Source organism: Burkholderia sp. NLJ2 (assembly GCF_049487195.1).
GTDB classification, from domain to species: domain Bacteria; phylum Pseudomonadota; class Gammaproteobacteria; order Burkholderiales; family Burkholderiaceae; genus Burkholderia; species Burkholderia pyrrocinia.
The window spans coordinates 1,897,784-1,917,194 of the sequence record NZ_CP137810.1 but is presented as its reverse complement, the minus strand read 5'-3'; the positions used below and the strand labels follow the sequence as shown (position 1 = coordinate 1,917,194).

The 19,411-nt window shown below is 66.3% G+C and carries 18 protein-coding genes; 12 read left to right on the top strand and 6 right to left on the bottom strand.

The genetic code is table 11. The annotated features are described in order from the left end of the window. Positions 1-533 precede the first annotated feature (533 nt). From R9B84_RS30980 to R9B84_RS30970, 3 genes are read left to right on the top strand one after another with little or no spacing between them, the layout of a single operon-like run. Entirely contained in the window at positions 534-2,765 is a 2,232-nt protein-coding gene (locus R9B84_RS30980; RefSeq protein ID WP_423761263.1) for a TonB-dependent siderophore receptor, read from the top strand. Between the two features lie 59 nt (positions 2,766-2,824). Further along, positions 2,825-3,457, top strand: a complete 633-nt coding sequence (gene pnuC / locus R9B84_RS30975) for a nicotinamide riboside transporter PnuC (protein WP_423761262.1) — start codon at positions 2,825-2,827, stop codon at positions 3,455-3,457. A 36-nt stretch (positions 3,458-3,493) separates the two neighbouring features. Next, positions 3,494-4,684, top strand: a complete 1,191-nt coding sequence (locus R9B84_RS30970) for a phosphotransferase enzyme family protein (protein ID WP_423761261.1) — start codon at positions 3,494-3,496, stop codon at positions 4,682-4,684. 164 nt (positions 4,685-4,848) lie between these two features. Here R9B84_RS30970 and R9B84_RS30965 read toward each other — a convergent pair whose 3' ends face one another. Together R9B84_RS30965 and R9B84_RS30960 are read right to left on the bottom strand one after the other, a co-directional pair. Beyond that, the gene (locus R9B84_RS30965; protein ID WP_423761260.1) at positions 4,849-5,298 is read right to left on the bottom strand and encodes a hypothetical protein; all 450 of its coding nucleotides are present in this window, start codon (positions 5,296-5,298) and stop codon (positions 4,849-4,851) included. A gap of 15 nt (positions 5,299-5,313) precedes the next feature. Then, positions 5,314-6,030 carry a M35 family metallo-endopeptidase gene (locus tag R9B84_RS30960; protein ID WP_423761259.1) on the bottom strand — a complete coding sequence of 239 codons (717 nt, stop codon included), beginning with the start codon at positions 6,028-6,030 and terminating at the stop codon, positions 5,314-5,316. Between the two features lie 303 nt (positions 6,031-6,333). Here R9B84_RS30960 and R9B84_RS30955 point away from each other — a divergent pair, with 303 nt between their 5' ends. From R9B84_RS30955 to R9B84_RS30930, 6 genes are all read left to right on the top strand, one after another. After that, on the top strand, positions 6,334-6,603 hold the full coding sequence (locus R9B84_RS30955) for a hypothetical protein (RefSeq protein WP_423761258.1): 270 nt from the start codon (positions 6,334-6,336) through the stop codon (positions 6,601-6,603). 181 nt (positions 6,604-6,784) lie between these two features. Continuing rightward, a complete protein-coding gene (locus R9B84_RS30950) occupies positions 6,785-8,086 on the top strand; it encodes a TolC family protein (protein ID WP_423761257.1) in 1,302 nt (433 codons plus the stop codon). Between the two features lie 26 nt (positions 8,087-8,112). Beyond that, a complete protein-coding gene (locus R9B84_RS30945) occupies positions 8,113-9,582 on the top strand; it encodes an efflux RND transporter periplasmic adaptor subunit (RefSeq protein ID WP_423761256.1) in 1,470 nt (489 codons plus the stop codon). Between the two features lie 137 nt (positions 9,583-9,719). Beyond that, positions 9,720-12,944 (top strand): efflux RND transporter permease subunit, encoded by a 3,225-nt coding sequence (locus tag R9B84_RS30940; RefSeq protein WP_423761255.1) that lies wholly within the window; start codon positions 9,720-9,722, stop codon positions 12,942-12,944. Then, entirely contained in the window at positions 12,944-13,627 is a 684-nt protein-coding gene (gene irlR / locus R9B84_RS30935; protein ID WP_423761254.1) for a heavy metal response regulator transcription factor IrlR, read from the top strand. Before R9B84_RS30940 ends, irlR begins: the two co-directional genes overlap by 1 nt. Next, positions 13,624-15,048 carry a heavy metal sensor histidine kinase gene (locus R9B84_RS30930; RefSeq protein WP_423761253.1) on the top strand — a complete coding sequence of 475 codons (1,425 nt, stop codon included), beginning with the start codon at positions 13,624-13,626 and terminating at the stop codon, positions 15,046-15,048. The genes irlR and R9B84_RS30930 overlap by 4 nt, the downstream gene beginning before the upstream one ends. An 82-nt stretch (positions 15,049-15,130) precedes the next feature. On the opposite strand, the gene R9B84_RS30925 is transcribed toward R9B84_RS30930, so the two are convergent. Then, entirely contained in the window at positions 15,131-15,421 is a 291-nt protein-coding gene (locus R9B84_RS30925) for a DUF4148 domain-containing protein (protein ID WP_423761252.1), read from the bottom strand. Positions 15,422-15,745: 324 nt separating this feature from the next. Between R9B84_RS30925 and R9B84_RS30920 the strand changes: the two genes are divergently transcribed. After that, complete coding sequence (locus tag R9B84_RS30920; protein WP_423761251.1) at positions 15,746-15,958, top strand: hypothetical protein; 213 nt, start codon at positions 15,746-15,748, stop codon at positions 15,956-15,958. Positions 15,959-16,172: 214 nt separating this feature from the next. Here R9B84_RS30920 and R9B84_RS30915 read toward each other — a convergent pair whose 3' ends face one another. Together R9B84_RS30915 and R9B84_RS30910 are read right to left on the bottom strand one after the other, a co-directional pair. Next, a complete protein-coding gene (locus R9B84_RS30915; RefSeq protein WP_423761250.1) occupies positions 16,173-17,333 on the bottom strand; it encodes a porin in 1,161 nt (386 codons plus the stop codon). Beyond that, positions 17,330-17,524, bottom strand: a complete 195-nt coding sequence (locus tag R9B84_RS30910; RefSeq protein ID WP_423761249.1) for a hypothetical protein — start codon at positions 17,522-17,524, stop codon at positions 17,330-17,332. The genes R9B84_RS30915 and R9B84_RS30910 overlap by 4 nt, the downstream gene beginning before the upstream one ends. 124 nt (positions 17,525-17,648) lie before the next feature. Between R9B84_RS30910 and R9B84_RS30905 the strand changes: the two genes are divergently transcribed. Both R9B84_RS30905 and R9B84_RS30900 read left to right on the top strand, forming a co-directional pair. Then, positions 17,649-17,924, top strand: a complete 276-nt coding sequence (locus R9B84_RS30905) for a DUF4148 domain-containing protein (protein ID WP_423761248.1) — start codon at positions 17,649-17,651, stop codon at positions 17,922-17,924. 66 nt (positions 17,925-17,990) lie between these two features. Then, complete coding sequence (locus R9B84_RS30900; RefSeq protein WP_423761247.1) at positions 17,991-18,494, top strand: hypothetical protein; 504 nt, start codon at positions 17,991-17,993, stop codon at positions 18,492-18,494. A 22-nt stretch (positions 18,495-18,516) separates the two neighbouring features. Here the strand turns inward: R9B84_RS30900 and R9B84_RS30895 are convergent, their stop codons facing one another. Further along, on the bottom strand, positions 18,517-19,242 hold the full coding sequence (locus tag R9B84_RS30895) for a ZIP family metal transporter (protein WP_423761246.1): 726 nt from the start codon (positions 19,240-19,242) through the stop codon (positions 18,517-18,519). Positions 19,243-19,411: the final 169 nt, after the last annotated feature.

Sequence of the window (19,411 nt, the reverse complement as noted above, 5' to 3'; positions counted from 1 at the left end):
ACCGGAGCGTGACCGCGCCGGTCTGCAAGCTTGCCCGGCGCGACGCGCGTGGTGGTCGCATTGCCGCCGTTGTCGTCCCGCCCGACCGCGTTTCTCCGTCCCCGCCGTCCGTTCCACCCGATTCCAAGGTCTCGATCCCCGCCCGGGGTAAAATGCGCGCCACGCCGCGATGTCGCGCGCGACGGGCAGGCCGCCGTTCCGACGAACGGCGCGCGCAACTGCCCGCCGTTCGCACCGGGGCGTTCGAAGCGTCCCCCGCATGACACGACCGCGCGATGCTGCCGGCCGCCCGACAGGCACCCGACGAACCCGTCGACGGCTGCGTCGGCTCCCGGTGCGTCACCTGAATCCGATGTCCCATCCTGCGTCTTCCTGATCGACCGGCACGCATGCGTGCCGTCTCGTCCGATTCGTCCGACGAATGTCGTGCCGGCCGGATACGCCGGCGGGTGAAGATTCGTCCGCGGGCGGGCGCTTCGCAGCTTCGTAACGTGTTTCGACAGGGTCGAGTGGCGAGTTTTCCATCCAGAACAATGACGGTGAATAAAACAACAGCGTCGCCCGCACGGCGGCGGCGCGCGAAGGTCGGGCTCGGCGTCGGTCTCGGCATCACGCTTTTTGCGGCGCAGGCTGCAGCAGCACAGGGCGATGCGCCGGCACCGGACGCCGATGCGGCCGGCAGCGCGACGCTGCCGACGATCACGGTGAACGGCGAGCACGGCACCGCGTTTCGCGTGCGCAACGCGTCGGTCGCGGGGCTCGACGACAGGCCGCTGCGCGACACGCCGGCATCGGTGAGCGTCGTCACGCGCGCGCAGCTCGACGACCAGCAGGCGAAGCGGCTCAGCGACGTCGTGCGCAACGACGCGTCGGTCGTCAACGACTATGCGCCGGTCGGCTATTTCGAAGGCTTCGCGATCCGCGGCTTTCCGGTCGATCTCGCGAGCGCGATCCGGATCGACGGGCTGACGGTGTCCGGCGAGCAGAACGTGCCGCTCGAGAACAAGGAACGCGTCGAGATCCTGAAGGGGCTCGCCGGCATCGACAGCGGCGTCGTCGCGCCGGGCGGCGTGATCAACTTCGTGACGAAGCGCTCCGCGAACGTCGCGAGCGTGACGGGCGGCGTCGACAGCCGCGGCTCGACGTCGGCGGCCGTCGATCTCGGCCGCCGCTTCGGCCCCGACAATCAGTTCGGCTTCCGGATCAATGCCGCGAAGGAGAACATGCACTCGTACATCGACGGCACGAACGGGCGGCGCACGTTCGGCTCGATCGCCGCCGACTGGGACATCAGCCCGCGTGCGAGCCTGCAGCTCAATGCCGAATTCCAGCAATGGATCCAGCGTTCCGCGCCCGGCTACCAGTTGCTCGGCGGCACCGTCGTGCCGTCGGTCAACACGACGTCGAAGGCGCTCGGCACGCAGCCGTGGGCGAAACCGGTGACGACCGACGCGCTGAACCTGAACGCGCGCTTCGACTACCAGTTCAACGACGACTGGAAAGCGTACATCGCCGCCGGCCGCAGCCGCACGATGATCGACGACAACAGCGCGTTCGCGTACGGCTGCTCGTATGCGGCGAGCTGCGCGGCCGGCGCGACGTCGCCGTTCTTCTTCGGCGCGAACGGCGACTACGACGTGTACGACTTCCGCAGCCCCGGCGAATACCGGCGCAACGACGACCTGCGCGCGGTCACGACCGGCAAGTTCGCGACGGGGCCGCTGCGGCACGAGCTGACGCTCGGCGTGAGCGTGCAGCGCCGCGTCGTGCACATGGCCGACGCCGTGTACGACTACGTGGGCAGCGAGAATATCTACGGGGCCGACGTGGCGTTCCCGCCGTCGCCGAATTCGCCCGGGCCGTCGTATCCGCGCCTCGACGCATGGCAGTACGGCGTGTTCGGGCTCGACCGCATCAGCCTCGGCGAACGCTGGCAGGTGCTCGCGGGCGGCAAGGAAGTGCTGCTGCGCCAGCGCAGCTGGAGCAGCCTCGACGGCCCGACCACGCATACCGATCGCTCGGTGTTCCTGCCGCAGGTCGCGCTCGTCTACAAGCCGGTGAACGTGCTGTCGCTGTACGCGTCGTACAGCAAGGCGCTGTCGCTCGGCGATCAGGCGCCGGTGCGCGCGACCAACGCGTATGCGTTCCTGCCGCCCGTCGAATCGCACCAGGTCGAGGTCGGCGCGAAATACGACTGGCTCGACCGGCTGAGCCTCACGGCCGCCGTGTTCTCGATCAGCAAGCCGTTCCAGTTCGCCGACCCGGACGCATCGGGCACGACCTACACGTTCGTGCAGCGCGGCACGCAGCGGCACCAGGGGATCGAGCTCGGCGCGGCCGGCCGCGTGACCGAGCGGCTCGCGCTGACGGCCAGCGTCGCGGCGATCCGCGCCCGTGCGGTCGATTCGGGTTCGCCGGCGTATGAAGGACACCAGATCATCAACGTGCCCGCATTGCGCGCGTCGCTGTATGCGGATTACGCGGTGCCGGGCGTCGCGGGCCTGAACGTGCTCGGCGGCGTCGAGTACAGCGCGGCCCGCAACGCGAACGAGGAAGGCACCGCGCGCGTGCCGTCGTGGTTCGTGTTCAATCTCGGCGCGCGCTATACGACGAAGATCGGCGGCCATCGCACGGTGCTGCGCGTATCGGTGGACAATCTGTTCAACAAGTTCTATTGGCGCGACGCGGGCGAGCAGCAAGGCGATGCGTACCTGTTCCCGGGTGCGCCGCGCACCGCGCGCGTGTCGTTGACCTATGATTTCTGATCGTCCGGGACCGGCCGCGTGACGCGCGGCCCCGGCAGCTACCCAGGAGAGCACAGACGATGTCCCCACTCGAAATCGCCGGCGTGATCGTCAGCGCGCTCGCGATCTGGCTGACCGCGAAGCGGCGCATGCTGTGCTGGCCGGTCGGGCTCGTGTCGGTTGCGCTGTACGGCTGGATCTTCTTCGACGCGAAGCTGTACTCGGACATGCTGCTGCAGGGCGCGTTCGCGGTGCTGCAGGTGTACGGCTGGCAGCGCTGGCTCGCGCAGCGCGCGAGCGAAGCCGGCGGCGGCGCGGCACCGGCGGGCGACGTGGAACCCGTCACGGGCGTGCGGCCGCGCCAGATGCTGCCCGACCTGATCGCGGCCGTCGTCGGCAGCGCGCTGCTCGGCGGCATGATGGCGCGCTGGACCGATGCGGCGCTGCCGTTCGTCGATGCGTCGCTGACCGCGTTCAGCCTCGTCGCGCAATACTGGACCGCGCGGCGCTACATCGCGTCGTGGGGGCTGTGGATCGTCGTAAACGTCGTGTATGTCGGGATGTTCGTGTTCAAGGCGCTGTATCTGACGGCCGGACTCTATGCGCTGTTCATCGGGCTCGCCGTCGTCGGCTGGCGCGACTGGAGCCGGACGGCCGCGACGCTGCGCGCGGCGGCCGGCGGCGCGCTCGCGTCGGGCGGCGGCGCGCGCTGATTCACGCGCCGATTCAACTACGGAGCAACATCGTTCATGTCATTCCCACTCGAGCCGGACGGGCCAGTATCGCGTGACGTCGCGCCGCCGCAATTCGGCGTCGACGGCGAGCAGGCCGAACGCGACTGGCCGCTGATGACGCACGACGAGGTGGCGGCGGTGCTCGCGCGGATCGACGGTGCCGGCGAACCGGCCCGGCTGACGTGGCACAGCCCGCGGCAGTTCGCGGCGGCCGTGCTCGTGCGGATGGCGGACGGGCGCGGGTTGTTCGTCAAGCGTCATCACGCGAGCCTGCGCGATGTCGCGGGGCTCGAGGAAGAACATCGCTTCATCGCGCATCTGCGCGAACGCGGCATGCCCGTGGTCGACGTGCTCGCCGGCCGCGACGGCGCGACCGCGTTCGCCTCCGGCGAATGGACCTACGAGGTGCACGTGCTCGCGCCCGGCGTCGACCCGTATCGCGGCGTGATGTCGTGGCAGCCGTTCACGCATCCGTCGCATGCGTACGCGGCCGGCCGCGCGTTGGCCGAGCTGCATCGCGCGTCGGCCGGCTACGATGCGCCCGCGCGGCCCGTGCGCACGCTGCTGTCGAGTTTCCGGGTGCTGTCGTCCGCCGATCTGGCGGGCGCGCTCGAACGCTGGGTCGAAACGCAACCGCTGCTCGTGCGTGCGCTCGGCGCGCGCGACTGGCGCGGCGACGTCGCCGACGCGATCGGCCCGTATCACGCGCGCCTCGTGCCGCTGCTGCCCGCGTTGCCGCCGCTGTGGACGCACGGCGACTGGCATGCGTCGAACCTGCTGTGGACCGATGCGGGGCCCGGCGCGCAGGTGCGGACCGTGCTCGATTTCGGGTTGTCGGATCGCACCTGCGCGGTGATGGATCTCGCGCTCGCGATCGAGCGCAATACGGTCGACTGGATGGCGCCGGCCGACGCGCGGCGCGTCGAATACGAACAGATCGATGCGCTGCTCGACGGCTACGAATCGCTCGAACCGCTGAGCGACGACGCGTATGCGGCGCTGGTCGCGCTGCTGCCGATCGTGCATACGGAGTTCGCGCTGTCGGAGGTCGCGTATTTCGGCTGCATCATCGATGCGCCGGCTATTGTCGACATCGCGTACGACGGTTATCTGATCGGGCACGCGCGCTGGTTCGGCGAACGCGACGGGCGGCAACTGCTCGACTGGCTCGAACGGCGCCGGCGGATGAAGCAAGGGACCGTTTGATTCTTGAGAACTCCCTGATAGCTTCACCAGTTCGGTGATTGACATGTCACTCGAATAGGACATCGAAATCTTGCCCGGACAGATCTGATGGAGCATCGCACGCAAGCGCTGGATGTGCTGAGCTCAACGCAAGCGCAGCGGCGATAAATGAGCCAACCTTCATGTCAATGGCCCGTACAGCAGTTGTCGAGGCAGCCGGGGCTCACTTGAACGGTGACCTCACGGGTTTCTGACGTTGATTCGGTTGTACTATCGGTTGGATAAATCTGCGTTTTTATCTGAAATGGTGCGTTTATCAGTCCATCGTCTATAATGATTTTTGCCACTTCAGAAGCACGTTTTGTCGCAAGTTGATCGGGAGTGGTTTCGTTTTTGGACGCGCTGCCAATTATGTAAATCCAGTTTTGAATCGGGTAATTTGAGTTGGTTGCTGATACCCATCGTCCAATTCGTATCTGCTCGGATTTGATGATTTTGTGACTGTTGGGTGAAAATGCCACGAACAATTGTTGCGATGGCAGATTTTGTGGTCCCTGACATTCCGCGGCGGACTTTTTTGGAAAAATTAATAATATTGCAGTGACGGTGATTGATGCTGTAATGAAAGTTCTCATGCTGAATTGGGCTCCTCAATCTGCAAATAAGTTTTCGCCGTAGATCACGAATCCGGTGAGTGTGTCAGCATTTCTCAATGCCAGGTCAGGATTGGCTCTTGCCCATGCGGCTGCTGTGGGGTCAAGCCCGTAACGAGGGTCGCTGCTACCGAAGGTGTCAATGAAATGTGTTACTTCGTGAATGAGCGTAGACAGCCGGGAATCCCCGAACATATTCTGGTTGCGCAAGCCGGTACAAAATTTCGTCGCAATACTTATAAGCTTGCGCTCCGTGTTAGGCCCGCAAACATGAGCGGCCTCGTTATCAATGTCACTCATATTTGGGACGCAGCCTAACATTCTATCGAGATTCGGATCGGTTCGAACGAAATTGTGTGGCGTTAGTGTCTTGAGAACGGCGAGCTGTCGTGAGAAGCCGCTGATAAGATACTGCCGTGTATTCTCATCGCATCGATTGAACCAATAGATCATTCTCTCCTTTGTTCTTTCGTCGTACCGCTTCAGGTCAGCGATTCTTCGTTCAACTAGAATTATGGACCATTTAAGCAGTTTCGCTAGCATAATCCTGAATTCTCTGTTGGTCATGTTTGGGCAAATGGGTGTCGTGTTAATGTAAACGTCAACCGTCGATCCCGGATTTGTGTTGGTGACAGCCCCGGAGTGAACGAGGAACCATTCTTTGTCTTCATCCGCATCAAAGTCGTACTCATTGCGATCGGAAAAATTTTCCATTGCTTAAAGTCCAGTCATGTAGATTTTCAGGGATGCCGTCGTGTCAGTAACGAAGCAGCGCGTTTGCCCGGCGTTGTCAGTGCTGCCGGTGAAGATCTGCTAGGCATCCGTTACGATTCGATAGCGGACGTTTACGAGTGGGCGGTCGATATCATCGGCCAAGACGTCCGTGGCGGATCTTGCGCTTTGCGCTTCTCACTATCAGGAAGAAACGTCGCTTCGCAATTTCCGCATGTCGCCTTGCCACCATCAAGGTGAACCCGTTTGCAGTGGTTAAACATCGTTGACAGAACGGCGATGATCATGCCGCTTGTTGTTGTCGGGTTGCCGTTTCTGACTGCTCGTCGACTCATTGTCGGCTCCTCAATTGGAGTGGGTAAAAATCCAATCGCCCGTCCAAGGGGCATGGAATGGCATGGTTACGTTCGTGTTCCGGAACCTTGGACAGTCATCTTTTTAGGTGAATATGTCTATAGAACTCGTCCGAAATTTTGGAATGCAAAAAAGTTTTGTGATTTTGATGCGATCGAACTGAATGATCGGAAGCGATGCGACAAGTCTGATGAACTTTGACGGCATCATTGGATCGCACGCGAGCGCTTAGACGTTGCGAACAGATGGCTATCTGGGTAGATATGCACGCTGGTTCGGCGAGTACAACGCGCCGAAGATGACGGAAATATCATCTTCGCCTCATGTTTGCACTGCGGTTGCTCCGTAGCATCGGTCGCGAACCGTCACTGCAGACTCGCCCATGCTCACGTACACCCTGGTTGCGCTCGCCGTCGTTGCGACGGCGGTGACCGCACATGCCCAAACGTCCCCACCACTTGCCGCGCCCGTCGAACTGCCCGCAGCCGTTGCGCCGCAGCCCGACCCGGCTGCTGCCGCGCCGCTGACGCTCGCCGACGCGCTCGACACGGCCGCACGCAGCAATCCGGCGCTGCGCGGCGCGCGCGCCGACGTCGACGCGTCCGCGGGCGCGCTGATGCAGGCCGGCGCACGCCCGAACCCGGAAATCTCGTTCCTGCAGGAAGGCTTTCGCCGCGCGGAGCGCACGTCGACCGTGCTGCTCAACCAGACGATCGAGCTGGGCGGCAAGCGCAGCGCGCGGCTCGACGTCGCGTCGTACGGACGGCAGTCCGCCGATGCGTCGCTCGACGAGCAGGGCGCCGTCGTGCGCGCCGACGTGATCGCCGCGTTCTACGGCTTGCTCGCCGCGCAGCGGCAGCTTCAGGTGACCGAGGAGTCGGCGGCGATCGCCGCGCGTTCGGCGGATCTTGCCGGGCGGCGCGCGCAGGCCGGCAAGGTGTCGCCGGTCGAGGCGACCAAGGCGCAGGTGGCCGCCGCTGCCGTGCTGATCGAAGTCACGACCGCGCGCGGCCGCGTCGACGTCGCCCGCGAAAAACTGAATGCGGCGATGGGCGGCGCGCGCACCGACCGGCGCGATGCGGTCGGCGATCTCGAAGTCGTGCCGGCGGTCGACCCGCTGCCCGCGCTCGTCGAACGGCTCGACGACGCGCCGCTCACGCGCATCGCGCGCGCCGAGATGCTGCGCTCGAACGCGGCCGTGTCGCTCGAACGCGCACGGCGCATGCCGGACGTGACGGTCAGCGCGGGCGTGAAGCGCGTGACCACGGGCGGCGTGCCGGACAACCAGGCCGTCGTCGGCGTGTCGATCCCGATTCCGCTGTTCAACACCAACAAGGGCGCGCTGCTCGAAGCGACGCACAAGGCCGGGCGCGCGAACGCGAATCTCGATCGCGAACGCGCGCGGCTGCGGCTGGAGCTGACGCAGGCCTACGCGAACTTCGAGGCCGCCGCACAGGAGGCACGGCGCCTGAAGACCGACATCCTGCCCGGCGCGCGCACCGCGCTCGACGCGATGTCGCGCGGCTACCAGCTCGGGAAGTTCGGCTTCCTCGACGTGCTCGACGCGCAGCGCACGCTGTTCCAGGGGCAATCGCAATACGTGCGCGCGCTCGCCGACGCGCACGCGGCCCGCGCCGACATCGGCCGGCTCGTCGGCACGCCGCTCGCGGCCGTCGCGCAATAAGCGCCCCTCTTACCTGAAGGATCATCATGTCACGCAGCAGAATCTTCATCATTGCGGCGGCCGTACTCGGCGGCGCCGGGATCGTGCTCGGCGCGCTTGCCGTCACGCGAGGCAGCGGCAGCGCGCCAGCGCCATCGGCCGCCGAAGCCGCACAGCCGGCCGATGGCGCCGGCGCGCGCGGCGGCGTCGTGCTGAAGCGCGGCAGGCTCGCCGTCGAGATCGTCATGACGGAAAAGCCCGGCGACGCGCGGCTCGTCGTCTATCCGTTCGTCGACGGCAAGCCGGCCGACAAGGGCGTGACCGTGTCCGGCACGCTGGTCCGGTACGACCGCACGCACGAACCGCTGCGTTTCGACGCGGCCGGCCAGAAGTTCGTGTCCGCGCAGCCGATCGCGAAGCCGCACGTGTTCGATGCGACGATCGACGTCAAGGCGGGCAGCGACGCCGCATCGTTCCCGTTCGCGCGCGCCGACGGCGCGATCGCGCTGACCGACGCGCAACTGGCGACCTCGAAGATCGCGCTCGCGAAGGCCGGCCCCGCGCAGATCGCGACGCCGTTCCAGTTGCCGGGCGAGATCAAGTTCAACGAGGATCGCACCGCGCACGTCGTGCCGCGCGTGGCGGGCATCGTCGAGAAGGTGTCGGTGTCGCTCGGGCAGACCATCGCGAAGGGGCAGGTGCTGGCCGTGATCGCGAGCACCGATCTTGCCGACCGGCGCAGCGAACTGCTGACGGCCGAGCGCCGGCTGTCGGGTGCGCGCGCAACCTACGAGCGCGAACGCACGCTGTGGCAGGAGCGCATCTCGGCGGAACAGGACTACCAGCAGGCACAGGTGCAGTTGCGCGAGGCCGAGATCGCCGTGCAGAACGCGCGGCAAAAGCTCGCCGCGCTGAACGCGCCGGCGGGTGCGGGCGCGCTGAACCGTTACGAGCTGCGCGCGCCGTTCGCGGGCACGATCGTCGAGAAGCATGCGACGCCCGGCGAAGCGATCGCCGCCGATGCGAGCATGTTCGTGATCTCCGACCTGTTGACGGTATGGGCCGAGATGGCCGTGCCGGCGCAGCGGCTGAACGATGTGCGGGTCGGCCGCGACGCGACCGTCAGCGCGACCGCGTTCGAATCGCGTTCGAGCGGCCCGATCGCCTATGTGGGCTCGCTGCTCGGCGAACAGACGCGCACCGCGCCGGCGCGCGTCGTGCTGCCGAACCCGGACGGCGTGTGGCGGCCCGGGATGTTCGTGAACGTGTCGGTCGACGCGGGCAGGCAGGACGTGCCGCTCGCGGTCGCGAGCGACGCGCTGCAGGACGTCGACGGCGCGCCTTCCGTGTTCGTGCGCTCGCCGAAGGGGTTCGTCGCGCAGGCGGTCGAGACGGGGCGGCGCGACGAACGCGCGACCGAAGTGCTGAAGGGGCTCAAGCCCGGCCAGGAATACGCGGCGTCGAACAGCTTCGTGCTGAAGGCCGAACTCGGCAAGGGGAGCGCGGAACATGAATGAGCGTGTCGTGCGCGCCGTTGCGCGATTTTCTGCCCGAAATCTGGTCCGGTATGCGGCTCGGCTTGCGACCCGCCGAATGATCGGCCGCGCGGCCCGTCCGGCGAGGGCGACCGTTCCCCGTTTCAAGGAATTCCGCCATGTTTGAGCGCCTGATCCGCTTTGCGATTGCGCACCGCTGGCTCGTGATGCTGGCGATCGCGGCCGTGGCCGCGCTGGGCGTCTTCAGCTACCAGAAGCTGCCGATCGATGCGGTGCCCGACATCACGAACGTGCAGGTCCAGATCAACACGGCCGTGCCCGGCTATTCGCCGCTCGAGGCCGAGCAGCGCATCACCTATCCGATCGAGACCGTGATGGCCGGGCTGCCGGGCCTCGAGCAGACGCGCTCGATCTCGCGCTACGGGCTGTCGCAGGTCACCGTGATCTTCAAGGACGGCACCGACATCTACTTTGCGCGGCAGCTCGTCAACGAGCGCATCCAGGAGGCGAAGGACAAGCTGCCGGCCGGCATCGCGCCCGCGATGGGCCCGACGTCGACCGGCCTCGGCGAGATCTATCTGTGGACCGTCGAAGCCGACGCGGCCGCACGCAAGCCCGACGGTACGCGCTATACGGCAGCCGACCTGCGCGAGCTGCAGGACTGGGTCGTCCGGCCGCAGCTCAGGAACGTGCGTGGCGTGACCGAGGTCAACTCGATCGGCGGCTACGTGAAGGAATACCGTGTCGCGCCGAACCCGGCGAAGCTGATGTCGTACGGGCTGACGCTCGCCGACGTCGTGCGCGCGCTCGAACGCAACAACGACAACGTCGGCGCCGGCTACATCGAGAAGCGCGGCGAGCAGTATCTCGTGCGCGTGCCGGGCCAGGCGCGCACCGTCGACGACATCGCGAACATCGTGCTGACCAACGTCGGCGGCGTGCCGGTGCGGATCAAGGACGTCGGGCTGGTCGACATCGGCCGCGAGCTGCGCACGGGCGCTGCGACGTCGGACGGCGAGGAGGTCGTGCTCGGCACGGTCTTCATGTTGATGGGCGAGAACAGCCGGACGGTCGCGAAGGCCGTCGCCGCGAAGATGGAGGACGTGAACCGCACGCTGCCGTCCGGCGTGAAGGCGATACCCGTGTACGACCGCACCGTGCTGGTCGAGAAGGCCGTCGCGACGGTGAAGAAGAACCTGCTCGAAGGCGCGATCCTCGTGATCGCGGTGCTGTTCCTGTTCCTCGGCAACATCCGCGCGGCGCTGATCACCGCGCTCGTGATTCCGCTGTCGATGCTGATGACCTTCACCGGCATGGTCAACGCGAAGGTGAGCGCGAACCTGATGAGTCTCGGCGCGCTCGACTTCGGGATCATCGTCGACGGCGCGGTGGTGATCGTCGAGAACTGCGTGCGGCGGCTCGCGCATGCGCAGACCACCGCCGGGCGGCCGCTCACGCGCGACGAGCGCTTTGCCGAAGTGTTCGGCGCGTCGCAGGAAGCGCGCCGCGCGCTGATCTTCGGGCAACTGATCATCATGGTCGTGTACCTGCCGATCTTTGCGCTGACCGGCGTCGAAGGCAAGATGTTCCATCCGATGGCCGTTACCGTCGTGATGGCGCTCGCGGCTGCGATGGTGCTGACCGTCACGTTCATTCCGGCGGCCGTCGCGCTGTTCATCGGCGAGCGGGTCGAGGAGAAGGAAAACCGCCTGATGGGCTGGGCGCGGCGCGCATACGAACCGGTGCTCGCCACGTTCATGACGCGCCCGGCGCGCGTGATGATCGGCGCGGGCGCGATCGTGCTGGTCACGCTCGGGCTCGCGACGCGGCTCGGCAGCGAGTTCATCCCGAGCCTCAACGAAGGCGACCTTGCCGTGTCCGCGCTGCGGATTCCCGGCACGAGCCTGTCGCAGTCGGTCGAGATGCAGAAGTCGATCGAGAAGACGCTGAAGGCGCGTTTCCCCGAAATCGAGCGCGTGTTCGCGCGTACCGGCACGGCCGAGATCGCGGCCGACCCGATGCCGCCGAACCTGTCGGACGGCTACATCATGCTGAAACCGGCGGACCAGTGGCCCGACCCGAAGAAACCGCGCGACACGCTCGTGCGCGAGATCGAGGAAGCGCTCGCCGAGCTGCCGGGCAATGCATACGAGTTCTCGCAGCCGATCCAGCTGCGCTTCAACGAGCTGATCTCGGGCGTGCGCAGCGACGTCGCCGTGAAGATCTTCGGCGACGACATGGCCGTGCTGAACCAGACCGGCGAGCAGATCGCGGCCGCGCTGCAGAAGGTGCCGGGCGCATCGGAGGTGAAGGTCGAGCAAACGACCGGGTTGCCCGTGCTGACCGTCAACCTCGACCGCGACAAGCTCGCGCGCTACGGCGTGAGCGTCGCCGACCTGCAGGACTCGGTGGCGGCGGCCGTCGGCGGGCAGAAGGCCGGTACGTTGTTCCAGGGCGACCGCCGCTTCGATATCGTCGTGCGGCTGCCCGACGAGTTGCGCACCGACATCGAGGCGATCAAGCGGTTGCCGATCGCGTTGCCCGCGCCGGCAGCAGGCGCCAGCGCGCCGCTCGCGGCGGCGCCGTACGTGCCGCTCGCGGAACTCGCGACGATCGACGTCGCGCCGGGCCCGAACCAGATCAGCCGCGAGGACGGCAAGCGGCGCGTGGTCGTCAGCGCAAACGTGCGCGGCCGCGACGTCGGTTCGTTCGTCGCCGATGCGCGCGAGCAGTTGCAGCAGGACGTGCGCGTGCCGGCCGGCTACTGGGTGTCGTGGGGCGGCCAGTTCGAGCAGTTGCAAAGCGCGAGCGAGCGCCTGAAGCTGGTCGTGCCGCTCGCGTTGTTCATGGTGTTCGTGCTGCTGTTCGTGATGTTCAACAACGTGAAGGACGGCCTGCTCGTGTTCACCGGCATTCCGTTCGCGCTGAGCGGCGGCGTCGTGTCGCTGTGGCTGCGGGGGATTCCGCTGTCGATCACGGCGGCGGTCGGCTTCATCGCGTTGTCCGGCGTCGCCGTGCTCAACGGCCTCGTGATGATCTCGTTCATCCGCAACCTGCGCGACGAAGGGACGCCGCTCGACGCAGCGGTGCGCGAAGGCGCGCTCACGCGGCTGCGGCCGGTGCTGATGACCGCGCTGGTCGCGTCGCTGGGCTTCCTGCCGATGGCGTTCGCGACCGGCACCGGCGCCGAGGTGCAGCGCCCGCTTGCGACGGTCGTGATCGGCGGTATCCTGTCGTCCACGGCGCTGACGCTGCTGGTGCTGCCCGTGCTGTACCGCGTCAGCCATGCGGTGTCGTGGCGCGCCGCGCTTTTGGGCAGCTTCGGCGGCGGGTTCGGCATGGGCATGCTGCGCCGGCTGGGTTTCTTCAAGGGTAATACGTGATGCGAATTCTGATTGTCGAGGATGAACCGAAGACGGGCGCGTATCTGCGCAAGGGCCTGACCGAAGCCGGTTATGTCGTCGACTGGGTCGAGGACGGCATCACCGGCCAGCACCAGGCCGAGACCGAGGAATACGACCTGCTCGTGCTCGACGTGATGCTGCCGGGGCAGGACGGCTGGACGCTGCTGCAGAACCTGCGGCGCAGCAAGTCGACGCCCGTGCTGTTTCTCACTGCGCGCGACGACGTCGGCGATCGCGTGAAGGGGCTCGAACTCGGCGCCGACGACTATCTCGCGAAGCCGTTCGACTTCGTCGAGCTCACCGCGCGCATCAAGTCGATCCTGCGGCGCGGCCAGCCGCGCGATTCGAACACGCTGCGCGTGGCCGACCTCGAACTCGACCTGACGCGCCGCAAGGCCACGCGGCAGGGCGACACGATCCTGCTGACCGCGAAGGAATTCGCGCTGCTGTGGCTGCTGATGCGTCGCGAGGGCGAGATCCTGCCGCGCGCGACGATCGCATCGCAGGTGTGGGACATGAACTTCAACAGCGATACGAACGTCGTCGATTCGGCGATCCGGCGGCTGCGCTCGAAGATCGACGACGCATACGAACCGAAGCTGATCCATACCGTGCGCGGGATGGGCTACGTGCTCGAAGTGCGCGGCGGCGCGGCCGCATGATCGCGCGCCTGCTGCCGCGCACGCTGCGCGGACGCCTGACCGCGCTGATCATCCTGTCGACGTCGGTGATCCTCGCGTCGAGCGGCGTCGCGCTTTACGAGGCGCTAAGCAACCGCGTCGAAATGACGGCGGCCGAGCAGATGGCCGGCATTTCCGCCGCGTTGGGCTCGCACCTGGGCGAAGCGCGCACGACGGCCGACGTCGCGCGCAACACCGACATCTGGATCGATCAGTTGCACGGCCATCCGAACATGGATCTCGCGATCTACGATGCGACGGGCACGCGCCTCGTCGGCACGCCCGGTTTCCGCCCGTACGCGCCGCTGCTGTCGCTGGACGCGGGGCGCGTACCGGTCGGCGTCGCGCCGCCCGGCGCGCGGCATCAGTATCTGGTGACGACCGTGCCGCTCGCCGGCGCGGGCGCGCCCGTGGTGCGCGTTGCGGTGCAGTACGACCGCAGCGCCGACGTGCTGTTGTTGCGCACGCATGCTTATACGATCGTCGTGATCGAGGTGTTCGGCGTGGTACTCGCGGCCGCGATCGCGTATGGCATCGCGGCGCTGGGCTTGAGCCCGCTGCGGCGCTTCGCGGCGCGTGCCGAGCAGATGTCGACAAGCCGGCTTGCGCATCCGCTGCCGGAACTCGATACGTCAGGCGAACTGAAGGAACTCGAGCACGCGTTCAACGGGATGCTCGCGCGGCTGAACGAATCGTTTACGCGGCTGAGCCAGTTCTCGTCGAATCTTGCGCACGACATGCGCACGCCGCTCACGAACCTGCAGGCGGCCGCGCAGGTCGTGCTGTCGCAGCCGCGCGGCGCGGATGAATACCGGAGCGTGATCGAGTCGAGCATCGACGAGTATCAGCGGCTGTCGCGGATGATCGAGGACATGCTGTTTCTCGCGCGCTCGGAACAGGCCGGCACGTCGATCGACGTGCGGCGCCTGAATGCGGCGGAAGAGGCCGGGCGTGTCGCCGGCTACTACGAGCCGCTCGCGGAGGATGCGGGCGTGTCGGTGAAGGTCGACGGCCACGCGTGGGTCGATGCGGATCTCACGCTGTACCAGCGCGCGTTGAGCAACCTGCTGTCCAATGCGCTCGCCTATGCGCCGCGCGGCAGCGTCGTGACGATCGATTGCGTGGAGCAGGGCGGCACGACGACGATCGCCGTGTCGGATACTGGGCCCGGCATCGCTGCGGAACATGTCGGGCGGATCTTCGAACGTTTCTATCGCGTCGATCCGTCGCGGCACAACTCGGCGTCGGGGACGGGGCTCGGCCTGGCGATCGTCCGGTCGATCATGGACAACCACGGCGGCGAATGCGGCGTCGACAGCGATCCCGGCCGGCGCACGACGTTCTGGCTGCGCTTTCCGCGACGGCCGGCCGAGCCGCAGCGGCCGGCCGCCATCCGCACCTGACATCGCGGGCGGGCACGCCCGCGCGTTCGCCGCAAGGCGTGTGCGCGCGGCACGTTGCCCGCGATCGTGCGACCGTGCGGCATCAGCGCGTCGCCACGTTGTCGTGGTTGTCGGCCTGCGGCTTCTTCTCGCCACCATGCACCGAAATCCCGTGCAGCTCCTTGTTGCGCGCGATGATCTCGCTGGTCGGCGGGTATTGCGTCTTGCTCGTCGGCACGATGCCGTCGTGCTGCGCCTGCTTCAGTTCGTTGACGACTTGTGCGCGGGTCTTGCCCTGCGGTTGCGTCTGCGTCTGTGCGAACGCGGCCTGCGTGGCCATGCCGAGCGACAGCGTGGCGGTGACGAACAGTGCTGCGAGTTTTGCCGTTTTCATTGAGTGCTCTCCTTGATCAGGGTCGCCGGGTGGCGAACCATGGACCCAGTATGCGAAAGCAGCCATGCGCCACCGTGATCGGGAGATGAAAAAACCGTCAGATTGCGTGAGACGGCGGCGCGCCGTGCGGACTCGATCGACGTGACGCAATCGTCATGTTCGCGTCATGGGCGCGATGAGCGGGAAGCGGAACATGAAGCCTGTCAACGGCCCGCGCGGCCGATGGCATTCGCGCCGTTCGCGACAGCAGCATGAGAAGCGGGCGGTCCTGTTCAGACTTTCATTCCGGACCGAAACGTGCATCGTCCCGCCATTCGCCTATCGTTGATCGCAGTCCTGATCGTCCCGCTTCTCGCGGGCTGCGCATCGCCACGTTCCGACACCGGCGCGACCGCGTCGGCCGCCGCGCGCAAGCCGGTGCCGGCCGACCTCATGCCCGGCGAGCAGATCGACTATGCCGGGCATCGCTGCGGCAATCCGAACCTGCACGTGAAGACGCATCCATGCCTGTTTCCGCAACGTAATCCAACGCCCTGATCGTTTGCCTCTCGACAAAAAAAGGCCCGGTACTCAATGAGTCCGGGCCTAACGCGAGATCGTGCCGAGTGGCAGCGACCCGCTACGTGGGTGGTAACGGGCATGGCCCGTTGCCGTTCCGATCGTAGCGACACGACGCATCGTGAACCTGACAGGGGCGTGAAATTTTTGTCACGCACGCACGCACGCACGCGCGAGCGTGCCGCGGCCGCGATCAGAACCGGTGGCGCAACCCGAGATTGACGATGCCTTGCGTGCGCGTGCCGCCGTAGCCATAGGAGCCGATCGACGCCTGTGCCGTTTGCGTGCCGCCGTCGAGCGTGCGCTGTTCCCCGTTCGCGCGTTGCCACGCGCCGACCGCATAGAGATCGGTGCGCTTCGACAGCACATAGTCGGCGCCGGCGGACACCTGATGGTAGGTCGCGCTCGTATCGCCGCGTGCTCGCGTGTAGCTGTAGCCGACACCGACGAGCAGGCTGGGCGTCGCCTGATAGTTGAAGAAGCCGCGGGCGGTGTCGTATTTCTGCGTGCTGCGAAACGCGGACATCGCGTCGGCCTTGTACAGCGCGTTGCTGTAGTCGAAGCCGACCGCGAACGGCGCGAAGTTGTAGCGCAACGCGCCGCGCGCGATGCCGATCGATTTCGCCGAGAGGTAGCCGCCGTTGACCAGCGATCCGTCGAACGTTCCGTCGGAGGTGCCGTTCCAGCCGGTCCGGATGCCGTTGGCGAGCGACGAATGATTGGCCGCGTAGTAGTAGCCGCCCGCCACGTCGACCGGTCCGTTGCTGTACGACAGGCCGGCCGACCAGGTCTGCCCGGCACCGCTCTTGCCGGCCACGCCGCCGAGCGCGTACAGGCCGACGAACTGGAATCCGGCGATCACGGGCGACGTGTACTTCACCGCGTTGTCGGTTCGCGACGACGTGTCGTAGTTGTCGACGTCGCCGGGTGTCGCATAGACGCTGCCGAAGTAGAAGTCGCCGGTCACCGGCCACGCGACATCGGCGAGCGCGTCGTACTGGCGGCCGAGTGTCAGCGAGCCCCAGCGCGCGCTTTCGAGGCCGACGAACGCCTGCCGGCCGAACATCCGGTTGCCTTGCCCGAGTGCGCCGGTGTTCGGATTGAAGCCGTTTTCGAGCGTGAAGATCGCTTTCAGCCCGCCGCCCAGGTCCTCCGCGCCTTTCAGCCCGAAGCGGTTGCCGAGCAGATTGCCGTTGCCGAGGCCGACGAGATTCCTGCCATCCGCGTTGGCGTTCCACACATACGTCAGCGACGTATCGAACAGGCCGTACAGCGTGACTTCCGACGCGTGCGCCGCGTGGGCGGTCGCGAGCAGCGCACCCGACATCATGACGAGCCGAACTGGAGTTTTCATGGTGTGTCCCTGGAGTTCAAGATGATCGTTCCGTGCATCGGTCGATTCCTGCGCCGTGCCGGTGGCCGGCGCGCGGAAATGTCGCGATCGCGCTGGCGATTCTGGAAAGCGTTCGGATCGTGAAGGTGAGGGACAAATGAGAAAAATGTCATCGCCGCGTCATGAGCGGTGAAATCAATGACGAATTTCATTCGCACTGCGACGCAGCGCATGCGTGAACCATGACGAAACCGTCATCCCGGGATCACGATTCCGCACCGCCGCCGGATCAAAGTGAAGGCTCCCGTCACGGATTCCAGGCAAGGAGCGAACAACATGAACATTCCGCGACCGAAGATCACCATTGCCGTTGCCGCGCTGTCGATCGCGGCCTTCTCGCAGACCGTGGCCGCGCAGGCGAAGACCCGGCAGGAAGTACGTCAGGAACTGGTGCGCGCGCGGCACGACGGCGTGATTCCGAGCCCGAATCACGACTATCCGGCGAGCCCGGCCGCCGTCGCGCGCAATCAGGAAATCCATCGTTCGACGGTTCATCGCGGCGAGAAGGCACCGATGGTCGATGCGCACGACAACCGCTTCGCGGTGCGTTGAGCGTTCATTCTTGGCCGGCTGCGATGACGCAGCTCGGCCGGTTCCCCATATGAAAAGGAGCGTGCCATGCGCACTATCGCAACAGGAATCGTGTTGTCAGTCTGTTTGATGTCGACGGCCGCGACGGCGGCCGGCTGGCCGGAACGGGTGCTGTCGCACGCGTCCGCGCATGACGTCGGCCGCCGTGCGAACGAACGGATGCGCTGCGAGTACGCGGCCGTGCCGGCAGGCGAGTGGAGCGCGACGTTCACGCGCGGACAATGCGAGGTCGACAACGGCCGGCTCACGTTCGTGCCGGCCGACGCGGGAGGCGACGCGAATGTCGCGGAGATGCGGATCGTGCTGCGCGATGTCCGTACTGCGTCGCATCAGTCGCGCAAGTTGAAGGAGCAACTGCAACTGACGACACGCGACGAAGTGATCGCGCTGAACGTGCTGACCGACGACGGCAGCCGCAAGTCGCGCGAGCATGCGATCGACCTGTGGACCGCGCTGCGTGACGAAGGCGTCACGCCCGTCAATGGCACGCGTTTCGTCGACACGTATCCGGCGGGCGCGACGACGTGGTAGCCGGCGCGCGGTCGCGCGCGGCCTACCCGGCCTTCACCGATCCTTCGATCAGGAAGAACACGATGAAGCCGATGAAGAACGCGGCGGTCGCGAACGGTGTTTCGGGCACCTCGTGCGCTTCGACGAGCAACTCCTCGGTGACGAGGTACAGCAGTGCGACGGTGCCGAGCCCCAGCAGCGCCGCGTAGATATTCGCCGGCAGTCCCGCGAACACCGCATTGCCGGCTACGGCCGCGATGCTCAGCAGCGCCGCGAGGCCGACCGGCACGACGATCGACAGCATGCGGCCGATGCCGGCCGCCGCGAGCGCCGCACTGACCGACAGCGCGAGGAACAGCACTTCGAGCGTCAGTGCGACGGTCAGGATGATGCCGCTTTCGTCGCTCGCGGAAAACGCGATGCCGAGCACGAGGCCGTCGACGATGAGGTCGATCGCGGTGACGATGATCAGGCTGAAGGGTAATCGCGCTTCCTCGTAGCGCGTTTCGATCGCGCCTGACAGCGCGCGAATCGCGAGCATCAGCGCGAGGCCGAGCACGAAGCCGACGACGACCGGAAACAGCGCATGCGCGCGGTCCTGCGGCAGCAGTTCGAGCGCGGCGGCGGCGAACACGATGCCGCCGGTGAAATGCTGGATGACGCTCGACGTTTTCGGGCCGGGCGCGCGCCATGCGGCCGCGAGCGCGCCGAAACAGGCCGCCAGCACGGGCGGTAACGTGAGTAGCGCAAGCTTCGCGGTCGGTGTCATGAGGCCCCTCGGGCGGTTGGCGTGCCGCAGCGGGCTGGGGATCTCGCAGCCCGGTTGCATTGCACGGTTCGTATGCGCCGGGCGTTGCCCCGGCATCAACCGGGGATTGAACACCTTGAAGCCGCTTCAAGGTCAATACATTTGATGCGGCACGCGCCGGCAAGCCGGC

Coding starts and splice junctions, on each gene's coding strand:
- R9B84_RS30960 (WP_423761259.1), bottom strand. CDS start 6,030: ATGGAAAATTTTTCCGATCGCAATGAGTACGACTTTGATGCGGATGAA.
- R9B84_RS30900 (WP_423761247.1), top strand. CDS start 17,991: ATGCGCACTATCGCAACAGGAATCGTGTTGTCAGTCTGTTTGATGTCG.
- R9B84_RS30905 (WP_423761248.1), top strand. CDS start 17,649: ATGAACATTCCGCGACCGAAGATCACCATTGCCGTTGCCGCGCTGTCG.
- R9B84_RS30915 (WP_423761250.1), bottom strand. CDS start 17,333: ATGAAAACTCCAGTTCGGCTCGTCATGATGTCGGGTGCGCTGCTCGCG.
- R9B84_RS30895 (WP_423761246.1), bottom strand. CDS start 19,242: ATGACACCGACCGCGAAGCTTGCGCTACTCACGTTACCGCCCGTGCTG.
- R9B84_RS30955 (WP_423761258.1), top strand. CDS start 6,334: ATGCCGCTTGTTGTTGTCGGGTTGCCGTTTCTGACTGCTCGTCGACTC.
- R9B84_RS30940 (WP_423761255.1), top strand. CDS start 9,720: ATGTTTGAGCGCCTGATCCGCTTTGCGATTGCGCACCGCTGGCTCGTG.
- R9B84_RS30980 (WP_423761263.1), top strand. CDS start 534: ATGACGGTGAATAAAACAACAGCGTCGCCCGCACGGCGGCGGCGCGCG.
- R9B84_RS30930 (WP_423761253.1), top strand. CDS start 13,624: ATGATCGCGCGCCTGCTGCCGCGCACGCTGCGCGGACGCCTGACCGCG.
- R9B84_RS30910 (WP_423761249.1), bottom strand. CDS start 17,524: ATGAAATTCGTCATTGATTTCACCGCTCATGACGCGGCGATGACATTT.
- R9B84_RS30925 (WP_423761252.1), bottom strand. CDS start 15,421: ATGAAAACGGCAAAACTCGCAGCACTGTTCGTCACCGCCACGCTGTCG.
- R9B84_RS30965 (WP_423761260.1), bottom strand. CDS start 5,298: ATGAGAACTTTCATTACAGCATCAATCACCGTCACTGCAATATTATTA.
- R9B84_RS30950 (WP_423761257.1), top strand. CDS start 6,785: ATGCTCACGTACACCCTGGTTGCGCTCGCCGTCGTTGCGACGGCGGTG.
- R9B84_RS30945 (WP_423761256.1), top strand. CDS start 8,113: ATGTCACGCAGCAGAATCTTCATCATTGCGGCGGCCGTACTCGGCGGC.
- irlR (WP_423761254.1), top strand. CDS start 12,944: ATGCGAATTCTGATTGTCGAGGATGAACCGAAGACGGGCGCGTATCTG.
- R9B84_RS30970 (WP_423761261.1), top strand. CDS start 3,494: ATGTCATTCCCACTCGAGCCGGACGGGCCAGTATCGCGTGACGTCGCG.
- pnuC (WP_423761262.1), top strand. CDS start 2,825: ATGTCCCCACTCGAAATCGCCGGCGTGATCGTCAGCGCGCTCGCGATC.